This is a genomic window from Sphingomonas sp. BLCC-B65 (assembly GCF_028550675.1).
In the GTDB taxonomy this organism is placed as follows: domain Bacteria; phylum Actinomycetota; class Actinomycetes; order Actinomycetales; family Microbacteriaceae; genus Microbacterium.
The window spans coordinates 316,834-338,094 of sequence record NZ_JAQQGL010000001.1; the positions used below are offsets into that span (position 1 = coordinate 316,834).

General features: G+C 70.5%; 19 protein-coding genes. 1 reads left to right on the forward strand and 18 read right to left on the reverse strand.

Going from position 1 to position 21,261, the window contains the following annotated elements:
• Window positions 1-17 precede the first annotated feature (17 nt).
• From PP359_RS01585 to rpe, 13 genes are all read right to left on the reverse strand, one after another.
• Complete coding sequence (locus PP359_RS01585) at window positions 18-1,487, reverse strand: glutamate synthase subunit beta (protein ID WP_036315317.1); 1,470 nt, start codon at window positions 1,485-1,487, stop codon at window positions 18-20.
• Complete coding sequence (gene gltB, locus PP359_RS01590; RefSeq protein ID WP_499249768.1) at window positions 1,480-6,081, reverse strand: glutamate synthase large subunit; 4,602 nt, start codon at window positions 6,079-6,081, stop codon at window positions 1,480-1,482. The genes PP359_RS01585 and gltB overlap by 8 nt, the downstream gene beginning before the upstream one ends.
• A 110-nt stretch (window positions 6,082-6,191) precedes the next feature.
• Window positions 6,192-7,172, reverse strand: coding sequence for a prolipoprotein diacylglyceryl transferase (gene lgt, locus PP359_RS01595; RefSeq protein WP_294978491.1), 981 nt, complete (start codon window positions 7,170-7,172; stop codon window positions 6,192-6,194).
• 51 nt (window positions 7,173-7,223) lie between these two features.
• Window positions 7,224-8,009: a tryptophan synthase subunit alpha gene (gene trpA / locus PP359_RS01600; RefSeq protein WP_036314909.1), complete on the reverse strand. Its 786-nt coding sequence runs from the start codon at window positions 8,007-8,009 to the stop codon at window positions 7,224-7,226.
• Entirely contained in the window at window positions 8,006-9,214 is a 1,209-nt protein-coding gene (trpB, locus tag PP359_RS01605; protein WP_499249769.1) for a tryptophan synthase subunit beta, read from the reverse strand. The genes trpA and trpB overlap by 4 nt, the downstream gene beginning before the upstream one ends.
• Window positions 9,211-9,987 carry an indole-3-glycerol phosphate synthase TrpC gene (gene trpC / locus PP359_RS01610; protein ID WP_499249770.1) on the reverse strand — a complete coding sequence of 259 codons (777 nt, stop codon included), beginning with the start codon at window positions 9,985-9,987 and terminating at the stop codon, window positions 9,211-9,213. The genes trpB and trpC overlap by 4 nt, the downstream gene beginning before the upstream one ends.
• Before the next feature lies 1 nt (window position 9,988).
• Window positions 9,989-10,219 carry a DUF6704 family protein gene (locus PP359_RS01615; protein WP_036289479.1) on the reverse strand — a complete coding sequence of 77 codons (231 nt, stop codon included), beginning with the start codon at window positions 10,217-10,219 and terminating at the stop codon, window positions 9,989-9,991.
• Between the two features lie 37 nt (window positions 10,220-10,256).
• The gene (locus tag PP359_RS01620; protein ID WP_499249771.1) at window positions 10,257-10,871 is read right to left on the reverse strand and encodes a Trp biosynthesis-associated membrane protein; all 615 of its coding nucleotides are present in this window, start codon (window positions 10,869-10,871) and stop codon (window positions 10,257-10,259) included.
• Window positions 10,868-11,251, reverse strand: coding sequence for a phosphoribosyl-AMP cyclohydrolase (hisI, locus tag PP359_RS01625; protein WP_036314925.1), 384 nt, complete (start codon window positions 11,249-11,251; stop codon window positions 10,868-10,870). The genes PP359_RS01620 and hisI overlap by 4 nt, the downstream gene beginning before the upstream one ends.
• Complete coding sequence (gene hisF, locus PP359_RS01630; protein WP_499249772.1) at window positions 11,248-12,012, reverse strand: imidazole glycerol phosphate synthase subunit HisF; 765 nt, start codon at window positions 12,010-12,012, stop codon at window positions 11,248-11,250. Before hisF ends, hisI begins: the two co-directional genes overlap by 4 nt.
• Window position 12,013: 1 nt before the next feature.
• A complete protein-coding gene (gene hisG / locus PP359_RS01635) occupies window positions 12,014-12,856 on the reverse strand; it encodes an ATP phosphoribosyltransferase (protein WP_036314931.1) in 843 nt (280 codons plus the stop codon).
• A 46-nt stretch (window positions 12,857-12,902) separates the two neighbouring features.
• Window positions 12,903-13,166 carry a phosphoribosyl-ATP diphosphatase gene (locus PP359_RS01640; protein WP_005055234.1) on the reverse strand — a complete coding sequence of 88 codons (264 nt, stop codon included), beginning with the start codon at window positions 13,164-13,166 and terminating at the stop codon, window positions 12,903-12,905.
• 58 nt (window positions 13,167-13,224) lie between these two features.
• Entirely contained in the window at window positions 13,225-13,887 is a 663-nt protein-coding gene (rpe, locus tag PP359_RS01645) for a ribulose-phosphate 3-epimerase (protein WP_269429768.1), read from the reverse strand.
• 120 nt (window positions 13,888-14,007) lie between these two features.
• On the opposite strand from rpe, the gene PP359_RS01650 reads away from it, so the two are divergent.
• Window positions 14,008-15,297, forward strand: a complete 1,290-nt coding sequence (locus tag PP359_RS01650) for a hypothetical protein (protein WP_499249773.1) — start codon at window positions 14,008-14,010, stop codon at window positions 15,295-15,297.
• 15 nt (window positions 15,298-15,312) lie between these two features.
• On the opposite strand, the gene PP359_RS01655 is transcribed toward PP359_RS01650, so the two are convergent.
• From PP359_RS01655 to rpoZ, 5 genes are all read right to left on the reverse strand, one after another.
• On the reverse strand, window positions 15,313-16,671 hold the full coding sequence (locus tag PP359_RS01655; protein ID WP_499249774.1) for an RsmB/NOP family class I SAM-dependent RNA methyltransferase: 1,359 nt from the start codon (window positions 16,669-16,671) through the stop codon (window positions 15,313-15,315).
• Complete coding sequence (gene fmt, locus PP359_RS01660) at window positions 16,668-17,609, reverse strand: methionyl-tRNA formyltransferase (protein ID WP_499249775.1); 942 nt, start codon at window positions 17,607-17,609, stop codon at window positions 16,668-16,670. The genes PP359_RS01655 and fmt overlap by 4 nt, the downstream gene beginning before the upstream one ends.
• 41 nt (window positions 17,610-17,650) lie before the next feature.
• The gene (locus PP359_RS01665) at window positions 17,651-19,657 is read right to left on the reverse strand and encodes a primosomal protein N' family DNA-binding protein (RefSeq protein ID WP_499249776.1); all 2,007 of its coding nucleotides are present in this window, start codon (window positions 19,655-19,657) and stop codon (window positions 17,651-17,653) included.
• A gap of 9 nt (window positions 19,658-19,666) precedes the next feature.
• Window positions 19,667-20,860 (reverse strand): methionine adenosyltransferase, encoded by a 1,194-nt coding sequence (metK, locus tag PP359_RS01670; RefSeq protein WP_039416011.1) that lies wholly within the window; start codon window positions 20,858-20,860, stop codon window positions 19,667-19,669.
• A gap of 118 nt (window positions 20,861-20,978) precedes the next feature.
• Window positions 20,979-21,233, reverse strand: a complete 255-nt coding sequence (gene rpoZ, locus PP359_RS01675; protein WP_005055218.1) for a DNA-directed RNA polymerase subunit omega — start codon at window positions 21,231-21,233, stop codon at window positions 20,979-20,981.
• Between the last annotated feature and the right edge of the window lie 28 nt (window positions 21,234-21,261).

Here is a 21,261-nt window from a genome sequence, read left to right on the forward strand (position 1 = left end):
TCGGGGGTGATTTCAGCCTACGCGGGCTGAAGGCCGATCGCGACGTCGGTCGGGCGCACCGGTGACGGCAGGCTCGTGCGTCCCATGAGGTACTCGTCGACGGCCGCCGCCGCGGCGCGACCCTCCGCGATCGCCCAGACGATCAGGGACTGGCCACGCCCGGCGTCTCCGGCGACGAACACGCCGGGCGCGGTCGTCTGGTAGTCATCGCCGCGCTCGACGTTGCCGCGGCCCGTGAACACGGTACCGAGCTGCGATTCGAGTTCGGTGCGTTCGGGGCCGGTAAAACCCATCGCGATGAGGATGAGGTCAGCGGGGATCTCGCGCTCGGTGCCGCTGCGCGGAACCCGGCGGCCGTCGGGGAGGTATTCCGTCTCCGCAACGCGGAGAGCGCGCACCTCTCCCGCCTCGTTGCCCAGGAACTCCACCGTCGAGGCCAGGAAGCTGCGCTCCCCGCCCTCCTCGTGTGCCGACGACACTTCGAAGACGGTCGGTGTCATCGGCCACGGCTGGTGATCGGGCCGGCTGGCCGGCGGCTGCTTGCCGATCGCGAGGTTCGTGACGCTCAGCGCACCCTGGCGGTGTGCGGTCCCGATGCAGTCCGCACCGGTGTCACCCCCGCCGATGACGATGACGTGCTTGCCCTCGGCGTGGATCTGCTGCGGCACCTGGTCGCCGGCGACGGCCTTGTTCGACTCGATGAGGTACTCCATCGCGAAGTGCACACCGGCGAGGTCACGTCCGGGGATGGCGAGCTCTCGGGGCAGGGTGGCGCCGGTCGCGATGACGACCGCGTCGTAGCGGGCGCGCAGATCGCTCCACGAGATGTCCTTGCCGATCTCGACGCCCGCGCGGAACCGCGTGCCCTCGTCCTGCATCTGACGCAGGCGCGACTCGAGGTGACGCTTCTCCATCTTGAAGTCGGGGATGCCGTAGCGCAGCAGGCCTCCGATGCGGTCGTCGCGCTCGTACACCGCGACGGTGTGGCCCGCGCGTGTCAGTTGCTGGGCTGCGGCGAGTCCGGCCGGACCGGAGCCGACGACCGCGACGGTCTTGCCGGTCAGCCGCGCCGGCGGCTCGGGCTCTACCCAGCCGTTGGCGAAGGCCTCGTCGATCGTCGAGACCTCGATCTGCTTGATCGTCACCGCCGGCTGGTTGATGCCCAGCACGCACGAGCTCTCGCACGGAGCGGGGCAGAGCCGTCCCGTGAACTCCGGGAAGTTGTTCGTGGCGTGCAGGCGCTCGATCGCCGCGCGACCTTCGCCGCGCCAGGTGAGGTCGTTCCACTCCGGGATCAGGTTGCCCAGCGGGCAGCCCTTGTGGCAGAACGGGATGCCGCAGTCCATGCAGCGGCCGGCCTGACGACGCAGGACGGCGGTGTCGCCTGGCTCGTAGACCTCTTTCCAGTCCATGATGCGCACGGGAACCGGCCGGCGCGCCGGGAGCTCGCGCTCGGTGGTCTTCAGGAAGCCCTTCGGGTCAGCCACCGGTCACCTCCAGGATGCGGGTCCAGACGACGTCGCTGTCGGGGTCGAGCCCCTCGGCGGCCGCCTTCTGGCGGGTCTGCAGTACCGCGGCGTAGTCGCGCGGCAGGACACGGACGAAGTTCGCGGCCTCGGCCTCGAGATCGTCCAAGAGAGCGGCTGCGAGCACCGAGTCGGTCTCGGTCACGTGCCGTTGAAGCAGATCGCGCAGGATCTCGACGTCACCCGAACCCATCTCCAGCAGCTCGAGTTCGCCGCTGGCGAGCGCCTCGCGGTTCACGAGAGCGCGGTCGAGCTTGTAAATGTACGCGGTGCCGCCCGACATGCCGGCTCCGAGGTTGCGCCCGGTCGGTCCGAGGATGACGGCCAGGCCGCCGGTCATGTACTCGAGCGCGTGGTCGCCGACACCTTCGACGACGGCGGTCGCCCCCGAGTTGCGCACGAGGAAGCGCTCCCCCACCACTCCGCGCAGGAACAGCGTGCCCTGCGTGGCGCCGTAGCCGATCACGTTGCCCGCGATGACGTTCTGCGCCGCATCGAAGGTCGCGCCGCGGGGCGGGCGGACGATGATCTCGCCTCCCGACAGTCCCTTGCCGACGTAGTCGTTCGAGTCGCCCTCGAGTCGCAGGGTGATGCCCGACGGCAGGAAGGCGCCGAAGGACTGACCGGCCGAGCCGGTGAGATTGATCTCGATGGTGCCCGCCGGCAGGCCGTGCTCGCCGTGAGCGAGGGTGACCCGGTTGCCGAGCATCGTGCCCACGGCCCGTTCGGTGTTGCGGATCGGCAGGTCGATGGAGAAGTGCCCGCCGTGGGCGATGACGTCCTGAGCGTGCTCGATCAGCGGTACATCGAAGTGGTGATCCAGCTCGTGCTCCTGGTTGCGCAGGTGGCGACGCGGCACGTCCTGGGCGAACGCCGGGCCCTCCAGGATCGGCGTCAGATCGAGTCCGCTGGCCTTCCAGTGGTCGATCGCGCCGTTCATGTCGAGCATCTCGGAGTGGCCGACCGCCTCTTCGATCGAGCGGAAGCCCAGCTCGGCGAGGTACTCGCGCACTTCCTGGGCGAGGAACTCCATGAAGTTGACGACGAACTCGGGCTTGCCGGTGAAGCGGCTGCGCAGCACCGGGTTCTGCGTCGCCACACCGACCGGGCAGGTGTCGAGGTGGCAGACGCGCATCATGATGCAGCCCTCTACCACGAGCGCGGTGGTGGCGAACCCGAACTCCTCGGCGCCCAGCAGCGCGGCGATCACGACATCGCGGCCGGTCTTGAGCTGACCGTCGGCCTGAACGACGACACGGTCGCGCATGTCGTTGAGCATGAGCGTCTGCTGCGTCTCGGCCAGACCCAGCTCCCACGGCGTGCCGGCGTGCTTCAGCGAGTTCAGCGGGCTTGCGCCCGTGCCGCCGTCGTGTCCCGAGACGAGGATGACGTCGGCGAGAGCCTTCGCGGTTCCCGCCGCGACGGCCCCGATGCCCGACTGGCTCACGAGCTTGACGTGAACGCGCGCCTTCGGGTTCGCACGCTTGACGTCGAAGATGAGCTGCTTGAGGTCTTCGATCGAGTAGATGTCGTGGTGCGGCGGGGGCGAGATGAGGCCGACGCCGGGGGTGCCGCCGCGCGTGCGCGCGATCCACGGGTAGACCTTTCCGGGAGGCAGCTGGCCTCCTTCGCCCGGCTTCGCCCCCTGGGCGAGCTTGATCTGGATGTCGTCGGCGTGCGTGAGGTACATGCTCGTGACACCGAAACGCCCCGAGGCGACCTGCTTGATGGCGCTGCGACGCTGCGGGTCGAGGAGGCGCTCGACATCCTCGCCGCCCTCACCCGTGTTCGACTTCGCCCCGATCGAGTTCATCGCGATGGCGAGGGTCTCGTGCGCTTCCTTCGAGATCGAGCCGTAGCTCATCGCACCCGTGGAGAAACGCTTGACGATCGAGGAGACGGGCTCCACCTCGTCGATCGGCACGGGCGGACGCACGCCGGTCTTCAGGCGGAACATCCCGCGGAGCGTCTTTAGCTCTGCCGCCTGGTCGTCGACGAGCTTCGTGTACTCCCGGAAGATGTCGTAGCGCCGCGTGCGCGTCGAGTGCTGCAGGCGGAAGACCGTGTCGGGCGTGAACAGGTGCGGTGCACCGTCGCGGCGCCACTGGTACTCGCCGCCGGTCCACAGCCGCTCGTGCGCGCGTGCGGCGCCGTCCTCGGGATACGCGTAGTCGTGGCGGGCCTGGTTCTCGACCGCGATCTCGCGCACCCCGACGCCGCCGAGTTTCGTCTCGGTACCCGTGAAGTACTTGCGGACGAACTCCTCCGACAGGCCCACGGCCTCGAAGACCTGCGACCCGGCATACGACGACACCGTGGAGATGCCCATCTTCGACATGATCTTCAGCACGCCCTTGCCGAGCGCGTAGATGAGGTTCTTGACGGCCTTTTCGGGGGTGATCCCCGTGATGAACCCGGCCCGAACGAGGTACTCGACGGTTTCCATCGCCAGGTACGGGTTGACGGCCGAAGCGCCGTAGCCGATGAGCGTGGCCACGTGGTGCACCTCGCGCACATCACCGGCCTCGACCACCAGGCCCACCTTCATCCGGTTCTCCTGGCGGATGAGGTGGTGGTGAACGGCCGAGAGCATGAGCAGCGACGGAATCGGCACCAGGTCCTTGTTGGAGTCGCGGTCGCTCAGGATGATGAACTCGGCGCCGTCGGCGATCGCGGCGTCCACCTCGGCGGAGATCTCCTCGAGGCGGCGCTCGAGGGCATCCTCGCCGTGCTCCAGGTGATACAGGCCGCGGATGGTGACGGAGCGACGCCCGGGCAGCGCCTTGTCGATGTTCTGCAGCTTCGCCAGTTCGTCGTTGTCGATGACCGGGAAGTCCAGAGTGATCGTGCGCGTGTGCTCGGGGCCCCACTCCAGGAGGTTGCGCTCGGGGCCGAGCCCGAGGGCGAGCGAGGTCACGACCTCTTCACGGATCGAGTCCAGCGGCGGGTTCGTCACCTGCGCGAACTGCTGCACGAAGTAGTCGAACAGCAGGCGCGGACGCTCGCTGAGCACCGCGATGGGCGTGTCCGATCCCATGGCGCCGAGCGGCTCGGCGCCGGTCTGGCCCATGGGCGTGAGAAGGATGCGCACCTCCTCCTCGGTGTATCCGAAGGTGCGCTGACGGCGGGTGATCGAGGCGATCGGGTGCACGATGTGCTCGCGCTCGGGCAGCTCCTTCAGACGCACGCGACCGGCATCCAGCCATTCCTGCCACGGCTGCAGTGCGGCCAGCTCAGCCTTGACCTCGTCGTCCTCGATGATGCGACGCTGGGCGGTGTCGACCACGAACATGCGTCCGGGGCGCAGACGCCCCCGGCGCTTGATGCGCTCCGGTGCGAAGTCCAGCACACCGGTCTCGCTGCCGATGACGACGAGTCCGTCGGTGGTCTCCGTCCAGCGACCCGGGCGCAGACCGTTGCGGTCCAGCGTCGCGCCGACGAGGGTGCCGTCGGTGAAGATGAGGGCGGCGGGGCCGTCCCAGGGCTCCATCTGCATCGAGTGGTACTCGTAGAACGCGCGAAGGTCCGGCGCGATGTCGGCCTGCTTCTCGTAGGCTTCCGGCACCATCATCATCACCGCGTGCGGCAGGCTGCGACCCGTCAGGGTGAGCAGTTCGAGCACCTCGTCGAAGGATGCCGAGTCGCTCGCGCCTTCCGTGCAGATCGGCAGCAGCGGGCGGATGTCGCCGATCAGCTCGGACTCGAGCTGGGACTGGCGGGCGCGCATCCAGTTGCGGTTGGCGCCGACCGTGTTGATCTCGCCGTTGTGCGCGAGCATCCGCAGCGGCTGGGCGAGCGGCCACGACGGGAACGTGTTGGTCGAGTAGCGGGAGTGCACGACGGCGAGCTCGCTCTGGAAGCGCTCGTCCTGCAGATCGGGATAGAACGGCTCGAGCTGGAGCGTCGTGACCATGCCCTTGTACCCGAGGGTGCGGGAGCTCAGCGACACGAAGTAGGCGTCGTGCTCGCGGCGGGCGCGCTTGCGCAGCCGATAGACGCGGCGGTCGAGGTCGATCCCGCTCAGGGCGGGAGCGTCGCCGACGGCGGGGCGTGACACGAACAGCTGCTCGAAGTGGGGTCGCGCCTCGAAGGCGAGCTTGCCGAGGTGCTCCTGCTCGGTCGGCACCTCGCGCCAGCCGAGAACCGTGAGACCTTCCGCGGCGGCGACGGCCTCCACACCCGCCTTCGTCTCGGCGCGTGTGGCCTCGTCGAGCGGAAGGAACGCCATGCCGGCGGCGTACTGCCCGACCGGGGGCAGCTCGAAGTCCACCACGGCGCGCAGGAACGCGTCGGGCATCTGCGTCAGGATGCCGGCGCCATCACCGGTACCGGCGTCGGAGCCGATGGCCCCGCGGTGCTCGAGGTTGCGCAGCGCCGTCAGCGCGAGCTCGACGATGTCGTGGCCCGGCTCGCCACGGAGCGTGGCCACCATCGCCAGACCACAGGCGTCCTTCTCGAAGGCCGGGTTGTACATACCCTGCTTGGCGGGAAATCCCGATGCGGGGCGCATCCGGGGCTGTTCGTGGGTCTCTTCACGACGGGGGCTCGAAGCCATGGCAACCGTCCTCATGGTCAAACTGATCGGGGACGACGTCGGCCCTGGGCATTCAGCGGAGGTGTATTCAGCGGAGGAGAAGTCGAAGCATCGTGCGCATCGGCGCGGTGCTACTTCGACGTGACAGTGCTTGTGGCTGCGTCCGCGATGGATTCGGCTGTCGGGGGTGCGCTGACGTCCACGAATTCATCGGTGTTCTGCGATTGTACAGCCCCGCCCCGCTCACGACCGCGCATGTACGGCGACGGCTCGAAGCCCGGGTGGCGGCGGGTCTGCACGGCGAAGATGACGATTCCCACCAGCACGCCGAAGATCGCCGCCCAGACGTTGGTGCGCAAACCGAAGAACACTTCGCTCGGGTCGATGCGGATGCTCTCCCACACGATGCGACCGGCGCTGTACCAGACGAGGTAGACCGCGAAGAGGCGACCCCACTGCAGGCGGAAGCGGTGACCGGCCCACAGCAGCACGATCACGCCCATCGTGTTCCAGATCACCTCGTAAAGGAAAGTGGGGTGGAAGAGCGTTCCAGCGGGGAGGCCGACCGGCCAGGCCGGGTTCGGGTAGTCGATCTGCAGGCCCCAGGGCAGATCGGTGGGAAGCCCGTACAGCTCCTGGTTGAACCAGTTTCCGAAGCGGCCCAGCGCCTGCGCGAGCAGCAGGCCCGGAGCGAGCGCATCGGCGAAGGTCCAGAACCGGATGCCGGTCCACTTGCAGCCGAGCCACGCGCCGATCGCGCCGCCGATGAGCGCGCCGAAGATCGCGATGCCGCCGTCCCACACGTTCCAGATCGCATCGCGCACGAACGGGTTCCACCACTCGCGTCCCTGCTCGAAGTAGAACCCCCAGTGGGTCACGACGTGGAAGGCGCGTGCGCCGATGATCGCCAGGGGCACGGCGAGCAGGCAGATGTCGATGACGACCCACGATTCCGCGCCACGCTTGGTGAGACGGTGGTTGGTCATGAAAGCCGCGACGACGATGCCCGCGAGGATGCACAGGGCGTAGAAGTGGATCGTCAGCGGGCCGACCTGGAAGGAACTGATCGGCGGGCTCGGGATGCTGGCGACGACGGAGGCGGAGGAAAGCACGAGGGGCAGTCTACTTCGCCGCCGGTGCCGTCACGTGTCGCCGCGGAGGCGTCAGCGCCCGGCGCCCGCCGTCAGGGCGCGGGTCTCTGCGGCGAGGGCCTCCACGCCCCCGTCGCGCAGCGCCCGGACGAGGGCCGTTCCCACGATCGCGCCGTCCGCGTACTCCAGGACGCCGCTGACCTGCTCGGGCGTCGAGATGCCGATGCCGACGCAGGCGTGGTCGACACCGAAGGTGCGCAGCCGCGCCACGAGCGTGCGCGCCGCGGCATCCAGCTCCGCGCGTTCGCCCGTGATACCCATCGTCGACACCGTGTAGACGAAGCCGGTCGACGCCGCGGCTATCATCCGCAGACGCTCGTCGGTAGAGGTCGGCGCCGCCAGGAAGACCCGATCGAGCCCGGTGCGCTCGGAGGCGGCGATCCAGTCGGGGGCGGCGTCGGGTGTGATGTCGGGAGTGATCAGTCCCGCCCCGCCCGCGGCGACGAGGTCGTCGGCGAACCGGTCCACGCCGTACTGCAGCACGGGGTTCCAGTACGTCATCACGAGGATGGGAACATCCACCCGGTCGGCGATCGCGCGCACGGCGGTGAAGGTGTCGCGAAGCCGGAAACCTGCCGCGAGCGCGGCCTGCGTGGCCTCCTGGATCACGAGGCCGTCCATGACGGGGTCCGAGTAGGGCGGGCCGAGCTCGAGGATGTCGGCGCCGTTCTCCGCCAGCGCCACGGCCGCATCGATGCTCGTCTGCAGGTCGGGATAGCCGAGCGGCAGGTAGCCGACGAACGCGCCGCGCCCCTCCGCCTTCGCCGCATCGATCGCGGCGGCCACGCGAGAGGTCATGCCGTTGCCCCCTCGTCGTAGAGACCGAACCAGCGCGCAGCCGTGTCCATGTCCTTGTCGCCGCGTCCCGACAGGCTGACGGCGATGAGGGCGTCGGGTCCGAGCTCGCGGCCCAACCGCAGGGCGCCGGCCAGCGCGTGTGCGGACTCGATTGCCGGGATGATGCCCTCCGTCTGCGACAACAGGCGCAGCGCGTCCATCGCCTCGGCATCCGTCGCCGGAATGTACTGGGCGCGGCCGATGTCGGCGAGCCAGGCGTGCTCGGGACCGACACCGGGATAGTCCAGTCCGGCGGAGATCGAGTGGGACTCGACGGTCTGGCCGTCCTCGTCCTGCAGGACGAACGTCTTGGCCCCGTGGAGGATGCCGGGGCGCCCGCGCTCGATGGACGCCGCGTGCTTGGGCGTGTCGACCCCGTCGCCGGCCGCCTCGACGCCGTAGAGCTTGACCGTCTCGTCGTCGAGGAACGCGTCGAACATGCCGATCGCGTTCGAGCCGCCGCCGACGCAGGCGACGACCGCGTCGGGCAGGCGTCCCGTGTCGGCGAGCAGCTGCGCGCGGGCTTCCTCGGAGATGATCTTCTGGAAGTCGCGCACCATCGCCGGGAAGGGGTGCGGGCCTGCGGCGGTGCCGAAGATGTAGTTCGTCGTCTCGACGGACGCCACCCAGTCGCGGTACGCCTCGTTGATCGCGTCCTTCAGGGTGCGCGATCCCGTCGTCACGGGCACGACCTCCGCGCCCAGCAGCCGCATGCGGGCGACGTTGAGCGCTTGGCGCTGGGTGTCCACCTCGCCCATGTAGACGGTGCATTCGAAACCGAACAGGGCCGCTGCGGTCGCGGTTGCGACGCCGTGCTGACCGGCGCCGGTCTCGGCGATCACGCGCTTCTTGCCGAGTCGCTTCGTCAGCAGCGCCTGACCGATGACGTTGTTGATCTTGTGCGAGCCGGTGTGGTTCAGATCCTCGCGCTTCAAGAAGATGCGCGCGCCTCCGGCATGCTCGGCGAAGCGGGGCACTTCGGTGAGAGCCGACGGCCGGCCCGCATAGGAGTGCAGCAGGCTTTCGAATTCGGCGGCGAAGGCAGGGTCGGCCTTGGCCGCCTCGTACTCCGCCGTCAGCTCGTCGATGGCGGCGATGAGCGACTCGGGCATGTACCGCCCCCCGAAGTCGCCGAAGAAGGGTCCGTGCTGGTCGCGCAGGCTCATGATCCGGCCTCCAGGAATGCGTGCAGGGTGGTCACGGGGTCGTTGGTGACGAGCGCTTCGCCGACGAGCACGACATCGGCGCCGTCGGCCCGATAGTTCGCGACGTCGGCGGGCGCAAGCACCGCCGACTCGGCGATCTTGATCGCGTCCGCGGGGAAATGCTCCGCGAGCGAGCCGAACAGGTCGCGGTCCAGCTCGAACGTGGAGAGGTTGCGGGCGTTGACGCCGATGAGCGTGGCGCCGAGGTCGCCGGCGCGGTCCAGCTCCTCGCGTGAGTGCGTCTCGACGAGAGGCGTCATGCCCAGCTGCAGGACCAGGTCGTGCAGCTGCCGCAGCAGGGGCTGTTCGAGCGCGGCGACGATCAGCAGCACCAGGTCGGCCCCGGAAGCCCGCGCCTCCAGAACCTGGTAGGGCGTCGCGATGAAGTCTTTGCGCAGCACCGGCAGCGCGACTCGCTGCTTGACGGCCTCGAGGTCGGCAAGGGAACCCTTGAACTTCCGCTGTTCGGTGAGCACCGAGATCGCCGAGGCGCCGCCTTTCTCGTACAGCGACGCCTGCAGGGCCGGGTCGGGAATGGCCGCGAGGTCGCCGCGTGACGGACTGGCGCGTTTGACCTCCGCGATGATCTTCACGCGCTCGGCGGGTGCGAGAGCGGCGCGGGCATCGAGAGCGGGCGCCTGCGCGAGAGCGTCGCGCTCGACGTCGCGGAGCGGACGTGCGTCCTCCCGCGACCGGGCATCCTCCACCGCGCCGGCCGTCAGGCCATCGAGCATGTCAGTGCTGCTTCGGGGCGTACTTCGGACCCTTGGCGCCGTAGCCGGCCTTCGCCATGCCCCAGCCGACGAGCGCGCCCACGACGAGCAGCCCGGCGGAGGCCCAGACGAGCGCCGGCATGTCGAACCAGTAGAAGACCGTGCCGAGCGTGACGGCCAGCAGCATGATGACCACAGCCGTCCAGGCGGCGGGCGAGTGTCCGTGGCCGGGGTCGTCGATGCTGTTGCTCATGGTGCTCCTCGGTCTCATTCGGGGGTTCCCCGCCAGTCTAGCGGGCGGTGGGATCGTCGCCGTGCGACAGGTCGTCCCAGGATTCGATCGCGTCGTGCGGGCGCGACGCGGCCGCACCCGTGGCCGATCCCGCCGCCGACGGGCTCGGGTTGTCGGTGCGATACCGGCGTCCACTGCCGCGCCAGCGGTGCGACGTGGCGAGCGTCAGGACGCCGCCCACGGCGACCAGTGCGCCCGCGACCACCGTGAGCCACGGCCAGGGCGTCGACGTGATCGAGGCGACCAGCCCGTCGATCGCGTCCGTTCCCGACAGGCCGGTGGCCGTCGTCACCGCGGCCGAGACGGCATCCACGGGGTGTTCGATCGCGATGCGTCCCGCACCGATCAGCAGCGTGCCGCCGATGATGACCGCAACCGCCCCGAACGCGTAACGCAGCACGCGTCCGACCACCGTGAGGGCGAGGCCCAGCGCGAGCGCCGCCAGGCTGAGCGGAGCGAGCAGGGTGAACGCCTTCGCGCCGGCGACGGTGAGGGATGCAGTGGCCCCGGCATCCAAGGCGACGTCCAGCCACGTCTGGGTCGACGAGATGATCGCGAGGGCGCCGCCGGCGATGATCGAGAGGACCGCGTAACTGCGTGCGCGTGCCGTCACGACGGGTCACCGCTGTGATCGAGCGGTGCGAAGGCGACGACGGGAGAGAGGTCGTCGGCGTCGAAGCAGGTGTGATCGCCGGTGTGGCAGGCGGCACCGATCTGCTCGACGGCGATCAGCAGGGTGTCGCCGTCGCAGTCCAGCCGGGCGCCGCGCACGTACTGCGCGTGACCCGACGTGTCGCCCTTACGCCAGTACTCCTGGCGGGAGCGCGACCAGAACGTCACCCGTCCCTCGGTGAGCGTGCGGCGGAGGGCTTCGGCGTCCATCCAGCCCAGCATGAGCACGTCGCCCGTGTCGTGCTGCTGGATGATCGCTGGGACGAGCCCGTCCGCGTTGAAGCGGACGCGGTCGATGCGAGCGTCGTCGACGGCGCTCATCGGCGCACCTCGATCCCGTCCGCCGTCAGCGCGTCCTTGACGTCGCCGATGGTCAGCTGCCCGGAGTGGAAGACGGATGCCGCGAGGACCGCGTCGGCGCCCGCGTGCACGGCCGGGGCGAAGTGATCGACAGTCCCGGCACCGCCGGAGGCGATGACGGGCACGGAGGACAGCTCGCGCATGAGGCCGACGAGCTCGAGGTCGAACCCGTCCTTGGTGCCGTCGGCGTCGATCGAGTTGACCAGCAGCTCCCCCGCTCCCCGGTCGATCGCCTCTCGTGCCCACTCGAGCGCGTCGAGGCTGGTCGCGGTCCGACCGCCGTGGGTCGTGACGACGAAACCGGAGCGGGTGCCGGGCGCGCGTTTCACGTCGAGCGACAGCACCAGCACCTGCGCACCGAAGCGATTGGCGATCTCGCCGAGCAGCTCGGGGCGTGCGATGGCGGCGGAGTTGACGCCGACCTTGTCGGCGCCGACCGCGAGCAGGCGGGCCACGTCGTCGGCGCTGCGCACGCCGCCGCCGACGGTCAAGGGGATGAAGACCTCCTCGGCGGTGCGGCGCACGACGTCGTAGGTCGTCGATCGGTCGTCCACCGTCGCGGTGACGTCGAGGAAGGTCAGCTCGTCGGCACCCTGAGCGAAGTACAGGGCGGCCAGCTCGACCGGATCGCCCATGTCGCGCAGGTTCTCGAAGTTCACGCCCTTGACGACGCGGCCGGCGGCCACGTCCAGACAGGGGATGACCCGTCGTGCGAGCGACATGTCAGAGCCTCGCGTTGTGGATCGCGGTCACCAGGATCGCGCGCGCGCCGATCGCGTACAGCGCGTCCATCACCTGGTTGACCGTCTTGCGGGGGCTCATCACCCGCACGGCGACCCATTCGGGATCGCGAAGCGGCGAAATCGTGGGCGACTCGATACCGGGAGCGATCGCGACCGCCTCGTCGACCAGCGACGCCGGGAGGTCGTAGTCGATCAGGACGTAGCGTCGGGCCACCATCACGCCCCGCAGGCGCCGCAGGAGCGTCTCGGTGCCCTCGGCCTCGGACGGGGCTCCGATCAGCACGGCCTCCGACTCCAGCAGCACGGGGCCGAAGATCTCCAACCCGGCTTGGCGCAGCGTCGTTCCCGTCGAGACCACGTCGGCGACGGCATCGGCGACGCCCAGCTGCACCGCCGACTCGACCGCGCCGTCCAACGGCACCAGGTCGACCGCGACTCCCTGCTCGTCGAGGAAGCCGTCGACCAGCCCCGGGTACGCCGTCGCGACCCGCAGCCCCTCGAGGTCGCTCACCTGCGTGAAGCGCCCGGGAGGGCCGGCGAAGCGGAAGGTCGAGCCGCCGAAGCCCAGCTTCTCGATCTCGCGGGCACCCGGCATCCGTGCGTCCAGCAGCAGGTCGCGGCCGGTGATGCCGACGTCCAGTGCGCCGGAACCGACGTAGGTCGCGATGTCCTTCGGGCGCAGGTAGAAGAACTCGACCTCGTTGACGGGGTCGATGACGTGGAGGTCCTTGGGGTCGCGGCGTCCGGTGTATCCGGCTTCCGCGAGCATCTCGGCGGCGGTGTCGGCGAGCGACCCCTTGTTCGGCACAGCGATGCGCAGCATGGGTGAAGAGCTTTCGGTGTCGGGAGGAGCGGGGGCGGGAGCGCGCTCAGAGATGTCGGTAGACGTCCTGCAGCGTGAGGCCCTTGGCGAGCATCAGCACCTGAAGGTGGTACAGCAGCTGCGAGATCTCTTCGGCGGTCTCGTCGTCGGACTGGTACTCCGCGGCCATCCAGACTTCCGCGGCCTCTTCGACGATCTTCTTGCCGATGGCGTGCACGCCGCGATCGAGCTGCGCGACCGTGCCGGAGCCTTCGGGACGGGTCTCGGCGGTCGTCGTCAGCTCCGCGAACAGGGCGTCGAACGTCTTCACCCTCTCAGGCTACCGGTCCTCGGCGCGCCCGCGCGCCGCCAGCCGCGGGCGGCGGCGCTCAGTGGCGGTGATGCTCGGTGGCGAGGCTCCGCAGCGCGGCGATGGCCCGGTCGGGCTCGTCGGCGCCGAAGACCGCGGATCCTGCGACGAAGGTATCGGCGCCGGCCTCGGCAGCCTGGGCGATCGTCGACTCGGAGATGCCGCCGTCGACCTGCAACCACACCTGCGAACCGCGCCGGCGGGCCTCCTCATGCAGACGGGCGAGCTTGGGCATCTGATCGGCCATGAAGGACTGGCCGCCGAAGCCCGGCTCGACGGTCATCACGAGGATCTGGTCGAACTCGTCGAGCACGTCGTACAGGCCTTCCACCGGTGTCGCGGGTTTGACGGCGACGCCGGCTCGCGACCCGATCGCGCGGATCCTGCGGGCCAGAGTCACCGGGTCGGTCGCCGCTTCGAGATGGAAGGTGACGGATGCCGCGCCAAGCTCGGCGTACCCGGGCGCCCACCGGTCGGCATCCGAGATCATGAGGTGGACGTCCAGCGGCACGGGGCTCGTCGCCTGGATGCGCTCGACCATCTGCGGACCGAACGTCAGGTTCGGCACGAAGTGATTGTCCATGACGTCCACATGCACGAAGTCGGCGGTCGCGATGCGCGCCAACTCCGCCTGCATGTTGACGAAGTCGGCGGCCAGGATGCTGGGGTTGATTCGTGCCACGGCCCCATTATCCACACCCTGCCCGCGTGTTCGGCCCGCCGTCAGTAGGGTCTCTGGAGAACCACGGGGGTGGTTCGCGCCGAGGGGTGCGCGGCGGGGTGACCGACGAAAGGGCGGACGATGAGCGGGAACGGTGACGGTCAGGCGCCGATCTGGGACGCCCAGCGTGGCGAATGGGTCGCGGGCGCATTGCGGTGGGATGCCGCGGCGGCCCAGTGGGTGCCGCGCGCGACGGAGGCGGCTGCCGAGGCCACCGTCGTCACGCCGGCACCCACGGAGCACGCGGCGGCAGGGCCGTACGTCGCGGCGTTCACACCTCCGCAGCAGGCCGGCGGCCCGGTACCGTACGGCGCTCCGGTCCCGCAGCCCGCCCCGCAGCCGCTTCCCGCAGACGGACAGGCGCCGGTACCGCCGCGAAAGAAGCTTCCCACCGGGGCGCTGATCGGCATCATCGCCGGCGGAATGGTGGTGCTGCTGGCCATCGCTCTGGGCGTGGCGTTCGCGGTGCGCGCGGCGACGACGGCCAGCACCGGCCCCGAGAGGGTCGTGTCCGATTACCTGAATGCGCTCGCCGCCGGCGACAGCGAGGCGGCGCTCGCGATGCTCGACTCGAAGCCGCGTCAGGGCACGCTCCTGTCGGATGACGCGCTCGCCGCCGCATCCGCGAAGGGTGCGATCGAGAACGTCGTCGTGTCGGTGCCGAAGGGCGGCGACAAGGGATACTCGATCCCCGTGCGCGTCGACTACACGATCGGCGGAAAGCCGGCGAGCGGCCAGTTCGACGTCGTCGACTACGAGGATGACGGCACGTGGAAGCTGGCGCACGGCACGGTCGACATCTACCTGGGCGGCAGCTTCCGCGGCCTCAACGCGACGGTCAACGGCGTGCCGGTCGACAGCGACTCGATCACCGTGTTCCCGGGAACCGTCACGGTCGAGATCGACAACCCCAACTACACACTGTCGGGAACGACGACCCTCATCGCGGCCGACCCGAACGACTTCTCGCTGCGGTTCGACACCACCGTCGAGCTCAGCGACGCCGGGACGAGCCTGTTCCAGACCGCCGTCCGCAGCGCGGTCGATACGTGCATCGCGTCGAAGAACCTCACCGCGGGATGCGGCATCGACATTCCGGAGAACCTGAGCGACGGCACGAAGATCATCGACGGGACCATCACCCGCAGCCTCCGCGCCGAGACGCAGGCGAAGCTCGCGAACCTGAAGCCCGAGGCGATGTACGGCGATCCGGGTCAGGTGCGTACGCCGTATCTGGGCGGCGTCGAGGTCACCGCGGACTGCGACGTCAACGGCCAGCGCCGCACCGGCTGCTCGTTCCTGTTCCTGCCGTCGCTGGGGTCTGCACTGGTCGATCTCACGGTGACGCCGCCCGTCGTGCGCTGGGACTGAGCACCGGGGCGGGGCTCAGCGGCGGCGCAGCAGCGAGATCGACATGGCGTCTGTGCCGTGGCGGTGCGGCCACAGCTGGGCGCGGCCCGATCCGTCCGCCGGGGCGGCGAGGTCGATCGGGTGCTCGGAGATCGCAGCCACGGTCGCGCGCGCGTCGAGCTCCTCGACGCCATCGCCGTGCGTGCGCAGGGCATCGGCGACGATCGCCGCCGTCTCGGCCAGGTGCGGCGAGCAGGTGACATACGCGACGACGCCGCCGGGACGCAACGCCGCGAGCGCGGCCGACAGAAGCTCTGACTGCAGCGAGGCCAGCTGTGGCACATCGGCGGGCTTCTTGCGCCAGCGGGCTTCGGGGCGGCGTCGGAGGGCTCCGAGACCGGTGCACGGCGCGTCGACCAGGATGCGGTCGTAGCGCCCGTGTGCGGCGCGCGTGCGGCCGTCCTCCTCCGAGACGGGCACCGGCAGCGGGACCGCGGCGACCGAGTCGCGCACCAGGCCCGCCCGCGCCGGGGAGAGCTCGTTGGCCTCCAACGTGGCGCCGTGGGCGAGAGCTTCGGCGGCGAGGACCGCCGTCTTGCCACCCGGGGCGGCGCACAGATCCAGCCAGCGCTCGCCGGCGGTGACCGGCTGCACGCGCGCGAGCGAGAGTGCCGCCAGCTGCGAGCCCTCGTCCTGCACGCGGACGCGGCCTCCGGATGCCGCGACGAGGGCACCCGGGTCGCCGCCGCCGGAGAAGAAGCCGAGCGGCGAGTAGGGCGTCGGCGTCGCGTCGGCGGGGCGATCGGCGAGGCCCGGCAGTGCGGCGAGCGTGACGACGGGCGCGGCGTTGTCGGCCGCGAGCAGCGCTTCCAGCTCGTCCCCCCGCCCCTCGGCGGCCAGCGCCCGGCGGAACGCGCGGATCACCCAGACGGGGTGGGCGTAGCGAACGGCGAGTCGCTCGTCGTCGGAGCGCGCGGCGGCGGCGAGATGCTCGTCCCACTCCTGCGGCGTCCGCTCACTGACGCGGCGCAGCACGGCGTTGGCGAAGCCAGCTGCCGGTGCGCCGGCGGCCTTGCGGACCTGCCGGACGGTTTCGTTGACAGCGGCGTGCGCGGGTGTTCGCATCGCGACGAGCTGATGGACGCCCAGGCGCAAGGCGTCGCGCACGGCGGGATCGATGTCGGCGACGGGGCGCCGCGCGGCATCCGCGATGATCGCGTCATACGTGCCGAGCCGGCGAAGGGTCCCGTAGGTCAGCTCGGTCGCCAAGCCGGCATCCGTCCCGGTCAGTCCCGCCCGCGCGAGCGCTCGCGGCAGCAGCAGGTTGGCGTAGGCGTCGGTCTCGTCCACCGCCCGCAGCACGTCGTACGCGACCCAGCGCGGTGACGCGCTCATGACATCGCCCGCTCGCTGGGCAGATCGACACGGGGATCGTCGATGCGCAGCCCGCGCCACCAGTCGCCCGCTGCCATCGCCCCCTTGCCGGACGGCTGCACGGTCTTCAGCACGACGGTCGTGCCCTCCCCCGCGGTCAGCAGCACGTCGCGTCCCGAGAGGCTCAGCGTCCCCGGCGGCAGGTCGGTGTCGGGCCCGCGATGGGCGGCGAGGATCTTGAGGCGGCCGCCGGCGAAGCCCACGTGAGCTCCGGGCTCGGGAGTGGTCCCGCGGAAGCGGTCGAGCACGATCTCTGCGTTCTCGGTGAGGTCGAGCGCCCCGTCGGCGATCGACAGCTTCGGGGCGAGCGTGGGCGTGCCGACCTGCGGCACCGCCCGGGCCGTCCCCGCCGCGATCTCGTCGGTCACGCGCACCAGCAGCTCGGCGCCGACATCCGCGAGATCCGCGAGAACGTCGCCCGCCGTCGCGCCGCGCGGCACGTCGTAACGAACGTCGCCGAACACGTCTCCGGCGTCGAGCGCGGCGACCAGCTGGAAGACGCTCGCGCCCGTGGTGCGCTCGCCGGCGATCAGCGCGTGCTGCACGGGGGCGGCGCCGCGCCAGCGCGGCAACAACGAGAAGTGCAGGTTGATCCAGCCGTGTCGCGGCAGCGACAGCAGGGGTTCGCCTACGAGGCCGCCGTAGGCGACGATGACGCCGAGATCCGGAGCGAGTACGTCGATCGCTGCGGTGGCCTCGGCATCCAGACGATCGGCCTTGATGACCGGAACGCCGAGGGTGTCGGCGGCCTCGGCGACCGGAGACGGCGTCAGCACGCGCTTGCGGCCGAGAGCGGCGTCGGATCGGGTCACGACGCCGACGAGCTCGTGAGCGGATGCCGCGATCGCCCGCAGGGACGGGACGGCGGGCGCCGGCGTGCCGGCGAAGACGATGCGCATGGGGTTCCTCGGATGACGAAGGCGATGGCGGCGGGGCGAGGTCAGAGATCCAGTTCGGGGACGTCGAGCCGCACCCGCAGTGTAGTGCGATTGCCCGAGCCGCTCCGGCCCGGGCTGCGTCGAGCAGCCCGTCGGCCGCGAAGGGCCTCGGCGACGACAGAGGCACGGAGGCTGTCGGCGACGTTCCTGCCGTGCGCGTAATCGAAACGGACCAGGGCGCGCACCAGATCGTCCGGAAGCGGCACCGGGCCGAGGACGGCACCGGCGGTCGCGCCCAGGGCGGGCACCGCGACCCGCAGCTCCTTCAGGGCGGCCTCGACGGCGGCGGGTGTGCCCTCGACGGCGGCGACACGCACCACCGGCGGCATCGCGAGAGGTCCACGGTCGGCCAGCTCGACACGGGCGTACGCGGCCTGCGTCCAGGTCGCGAGCGCGCGTGCGACGGGACCCGCGACGCCGACCAGGTGCACGGGTGCGCCCGGTGCCGCGAGGGCCGCCGCGTTCGACCACCAGCGCAGGGCCGACTCACCGATGCGCAACTGCTCGGCGAGCAGCATGCGATCGCCGTCGAGCAGGATGACGGCCCGGTAGCCGCCGCGAGCATGCGGTTCGGCGCCGCGCGTCGCGATGATCAGGGCGGGTCTCGCGTCCACCTCGGTGACGGGATGCGCACCGTCGGCGACGATGACCCGCGTGTTCGGGAAGGCTCGACCGAGCTCGTCGGCGGTCCGTTCGCTGCCCGACGATGCCATCCGGAGCTTCGCCGCGCCGCACTGCACGCATGTCCACGTGGGGTCCGATCTGCCGCACCACCCGCAGTCCGGTGTCGCTCCGGGGCGGCGGGCGCGCAGCGGGCCCGTGCAGTGGCGGCAGCGCGCGGGCGTGCGACACTCGGCGCACACGAGCACCGGGGCGTACCCGGGCCGCGCCACCTGCACGAGCACGGGTCCGTCGCGCAGCCCGTCTCGAGCGGCGGCGAAGGCGCTCGAGGGCACGCGGGCTCCGTGCGACTCGCCCTCCCGTGTCGCCGAGAGCACCACCGTCGGACTCGTGCGCCGTGCCGCCGCCAGTTGCCGCACCCACCCCAGCTGCACCAGTCGCTCGACGTCGGTCGTGCGGGTGTGTCCCGCGAACACCAGCGACGAGCCTTCCAGCTCCTGACGGATCAGGGCGGCGTCGCGGGCGTGGACGCCGGGGCTGAGCGGCTCGGCGAGCAGCGGGTCGCCGTCGTCCCAGACGATCACGCAGGCGGTGTCGTGCGCCGGTGCGTACACGGTCGACCGGTTGCCGACGACGATGCACGCCCGGGACGAGCGCAGACGCAGATACCCGGCATATCGTTCCGGGCCTGACCGGCGGGCATCGTCGCGGACCACCGCATCGTCGGACAGCCACACGCCCAGCACGGCGAGCACCTGCTCCTCGTCGCGGTGGTCGGGCACCACGATCACCGTGCTGCGACCGGCCGCCAGCTGGCGGACGGCGATGGCGGCGAGCAGTTCCGCCCAGGCTCCGACGGTCAGTGATGCGCTGGGGTGCGGTGGAGCATCGACCGCCAGCCGCTCCCCCGCCGCGACCGCGTTGGCCAACCCCGGGTAGGGCGCCAGCACGGTGTCGGCCCAGTCCTCGGCATCCCCCGACACCGGGGGCGCTGAGGGGGCGATCTCGTCGGCGGATGCCGGTGCGTGCGCTGCCAGCCACACCTTCTCGGCTCGGACCATCCGCTTGGGGATGACGAGGCGCAGGATGTCGCTGGCCGAACCGGCCGCGCGGTCGGCGGCGCGCCGTGCGAGCGCATACAGCTCGGGCGTGAGGACGGGAACCGGAGAGACGATCGCGTCGATCTCCGAGAGCGGCCTCTCGGGCGCCTCCGCCGTGACCACGTCGACGAGGTAGCCGTCCACGACGCGGCCGGCGGTGCGCAGCGGTACGCGCACACGCACGCCCGGCACCGCCTCGGCCACGAGCGCCGGCGGCACCTCGTAGTCGAAGAGGCGGTCCAGCTGCGGCAGGGGCGAGTCGATGAGGACGCGCGCGACGACGATCACGGACGCGGCTCAGAGGCCGGAGGCGGCGCGCAGCTCCTCGACGCGGTCGGTGCGCTCCCACGTGAACTCGGGCAGTTCGCGGCCGAAATGGCCGTACGCGGCGGTCTGGGCGTAGATCGGCCGGAGCAGGTCGAGGTCGTCGATGATCGCCTGCGGGCGCAGATCGAAGACGTCGCGGATGGCAGACGTGATCTTCTCGTCGGAGACGTGCGCCGTGCCGAAGGTCTCGACGTACAGACCCACCGGTTCCGCGCGCCCGATCGCGTAGGCGACCTGAACCTCGAGGCGGTCGGCGAGGCCGGCGGCGACCGCGTTCTTCGCCACCCAGCGCATGGCATAGGCGGCGGAGCGGTCGACCTTGGAGGGATCCTTTCCGCTGAAGGCGCCACCGCCGTGTCGGGAGGCTCCGCCGTAGGTGTCGATGATGATCTTGCGTCCCGTCAGTCCGGCATCGCCCTTCGGCCCGCCCGTCACGAACGGGCCCGCGGGGTTGATGACGTAGCGCACGTTCGAGACATCGAGGCCCGTCGTCGCCAGGATCGGGTCGATGACCTCGGCCTGAACGGCGGCCCGCAGGGCGGCCAGAGAGATGTCGGGGTTGTGCTGCGTCGAGAGGACGACCGTGTCGACGGTGCGGGGCACGTGACCGTCGTAGCCGAGCGTGACCTGGGTCTTGCCGTCGGGGCGGAGGAACCCCAGCGCGCCGGAGCGTCGGGCGTCGGTGAGCCGCTCGGCGAGACGGTGGGCCGTCCAGATCGCCATCGGCATGAGCTGCGGCGTCTCGTTCGTCGCGTAGCCGAACATGATGCCCTGGTCTCCCGCGCCGAGCGCGTCGATCGGGTCGACCGAGCCACCCTCCCGGTGCTCGATCGCGTTGTCGACACCGGCGGCGATGTCTCCCGACTGCTCACCGATCGAGACCGTGACGCCGCACGAGTCGCCGTCGAACCCGGTCTCGCTGGAGGTATAGCCGATGCGGTTCACGACACGGCGAACGATGCCGGGGATGTCGACGTAGCCGTCGGTGCGGACCTCACCTGCGACATGGACGAGGCCGGTGGTGACGAGGGTCTCCACCGCGACGCGACTGCCGGGATCGACCGTCAGCAGGGCGTCGAGGACGGAGTCGGAGATCTGGTCGCAGATCTTGTCCGGGTGGCCCTCGGTGACGGACTCGGACGTGAACAGACGCAACGCGCTCATCGGGGCTCCAGACACATGGGGTACTCGACAATCATGCCCGTGATCTCCGACACGACGTCGTCGCGGTCAGGATCACGGGCATGCCGACGCCATACGGCGTCATGATGTCAGGCGGGGATCACTCCGCCGCGCGCAGGCGCAGCTTGTCCTCGTGGATCTCGTGCAGCGCGATCGTGAGGGGCTTGTCCTCCACGCTCGAATCGACGAGCGGGCCGACGTTGTCGAAGAGGTTGCCCTCGTGCAGGTCGGAGTAGTAGTCGTTGATCTGGCGTGCGCGCTTGGACGCGTAGATCACCAGCTGGTACTTCGAGTCGACCTTGTCGAGCAGCGCGTCGATGGGCGGGTCGATGATGCCCTTGTCACGTCCGGCCATGATGAACCTCCAGGATCGAATGGCGGTG

Excerpts from the sequence above, each read along its gene's own strand:
- gltB (WP_499249768.1), bottom strand. The coding sequence starts at position 6,081 with ATGGCTTCGAGCCCCCGTCGTGAAGAGACCCACGAACAGCCCCGGATG.
- trpA (WP_036314909.1), bottom strand. The coding sequence starts at position 8,009 with ATGACCTCTCGCGTGGCCGCCGCGATCGATGCGGCGAAGGCGGAGGGG.
- trpB (WP_499249769.1), bottom strand. The coding sequence starts at position 9,214 with ATGAGCCTGCGCGACCAGCACGGACCCTTCTTCGGCGACTTCGGGGGG.
- trpC (WP_499249770.1), bottom strand. The coding sequence starts at position 9,987 with ATGCTCGATGGCCTGACGGCCGGCGCGGTGGAGGATGCCCGGTCGCGG.
- PP359_RS01615 (WP_036289479.1), bottom strand. The coding sequence starts at position 10,219 with ATGAGCAACAGCATCGACGACCCCGGCCACGGACACTCGCCCGCCGCC.
- hisI (WP_036314925.1), bottom strand. The coding sequence starts at position 11,251 with ATGAGCGCCGTCGACGACGCTCGCATCGACCGCGTCCGCTTCAACGCG.
- hisF (WP_499249772.1), bottom strand. The coding sequence starts at position 12,012 with ATGTCGCTCGCACGACGGGTCATCCCCTGTCTGGACGTGGCCGCCGGC.
- hisG (WP_036314931.1), bottom strand. The coding sequence starts at position 12,856 with ATGCTGCGCATCGCTGTGCCGAACAAGGGGTCGCTCGCCGACACCGCC.
- PP359_RS01650 (WP_499249773.1), top strand. The coding sequence starts at position 14,008 with ATGAGCGGGAACGGTGACGGTCAGGCGCCGATCTGGGACGCCCAGCGT.
- PP359_RS01655 (WP_499249774.1), bottom strand. The coding sequence starts at position 16,671 with ATGAGCGCGTCACCGCGCTGGGTCGCGTACGACGTGCTGCGGGCGGTG.
- fmt (WP_499249775.1), bottom strand. The coding sequence starts at position 17,609 with ATGCGCATCGTCTTCGCCGGCACGCCGGCGCCCGCCGTCCCGTCCCTG.
- metK (WP_039416011.1), bottom strand. The coding sequence starts at position 20,860 with ATGAGCGCGTTGCGTCTGTTCACGTCCGAGTCCGTCACCGAGGGCCAC.
- rpoZ (WP_005055218.1), bottom strand. The coding sequence starts at position 21,233 with ATGGCCGGACGTGACAAGGGCATCATCGACCCGCCCATCGACGCGCTG.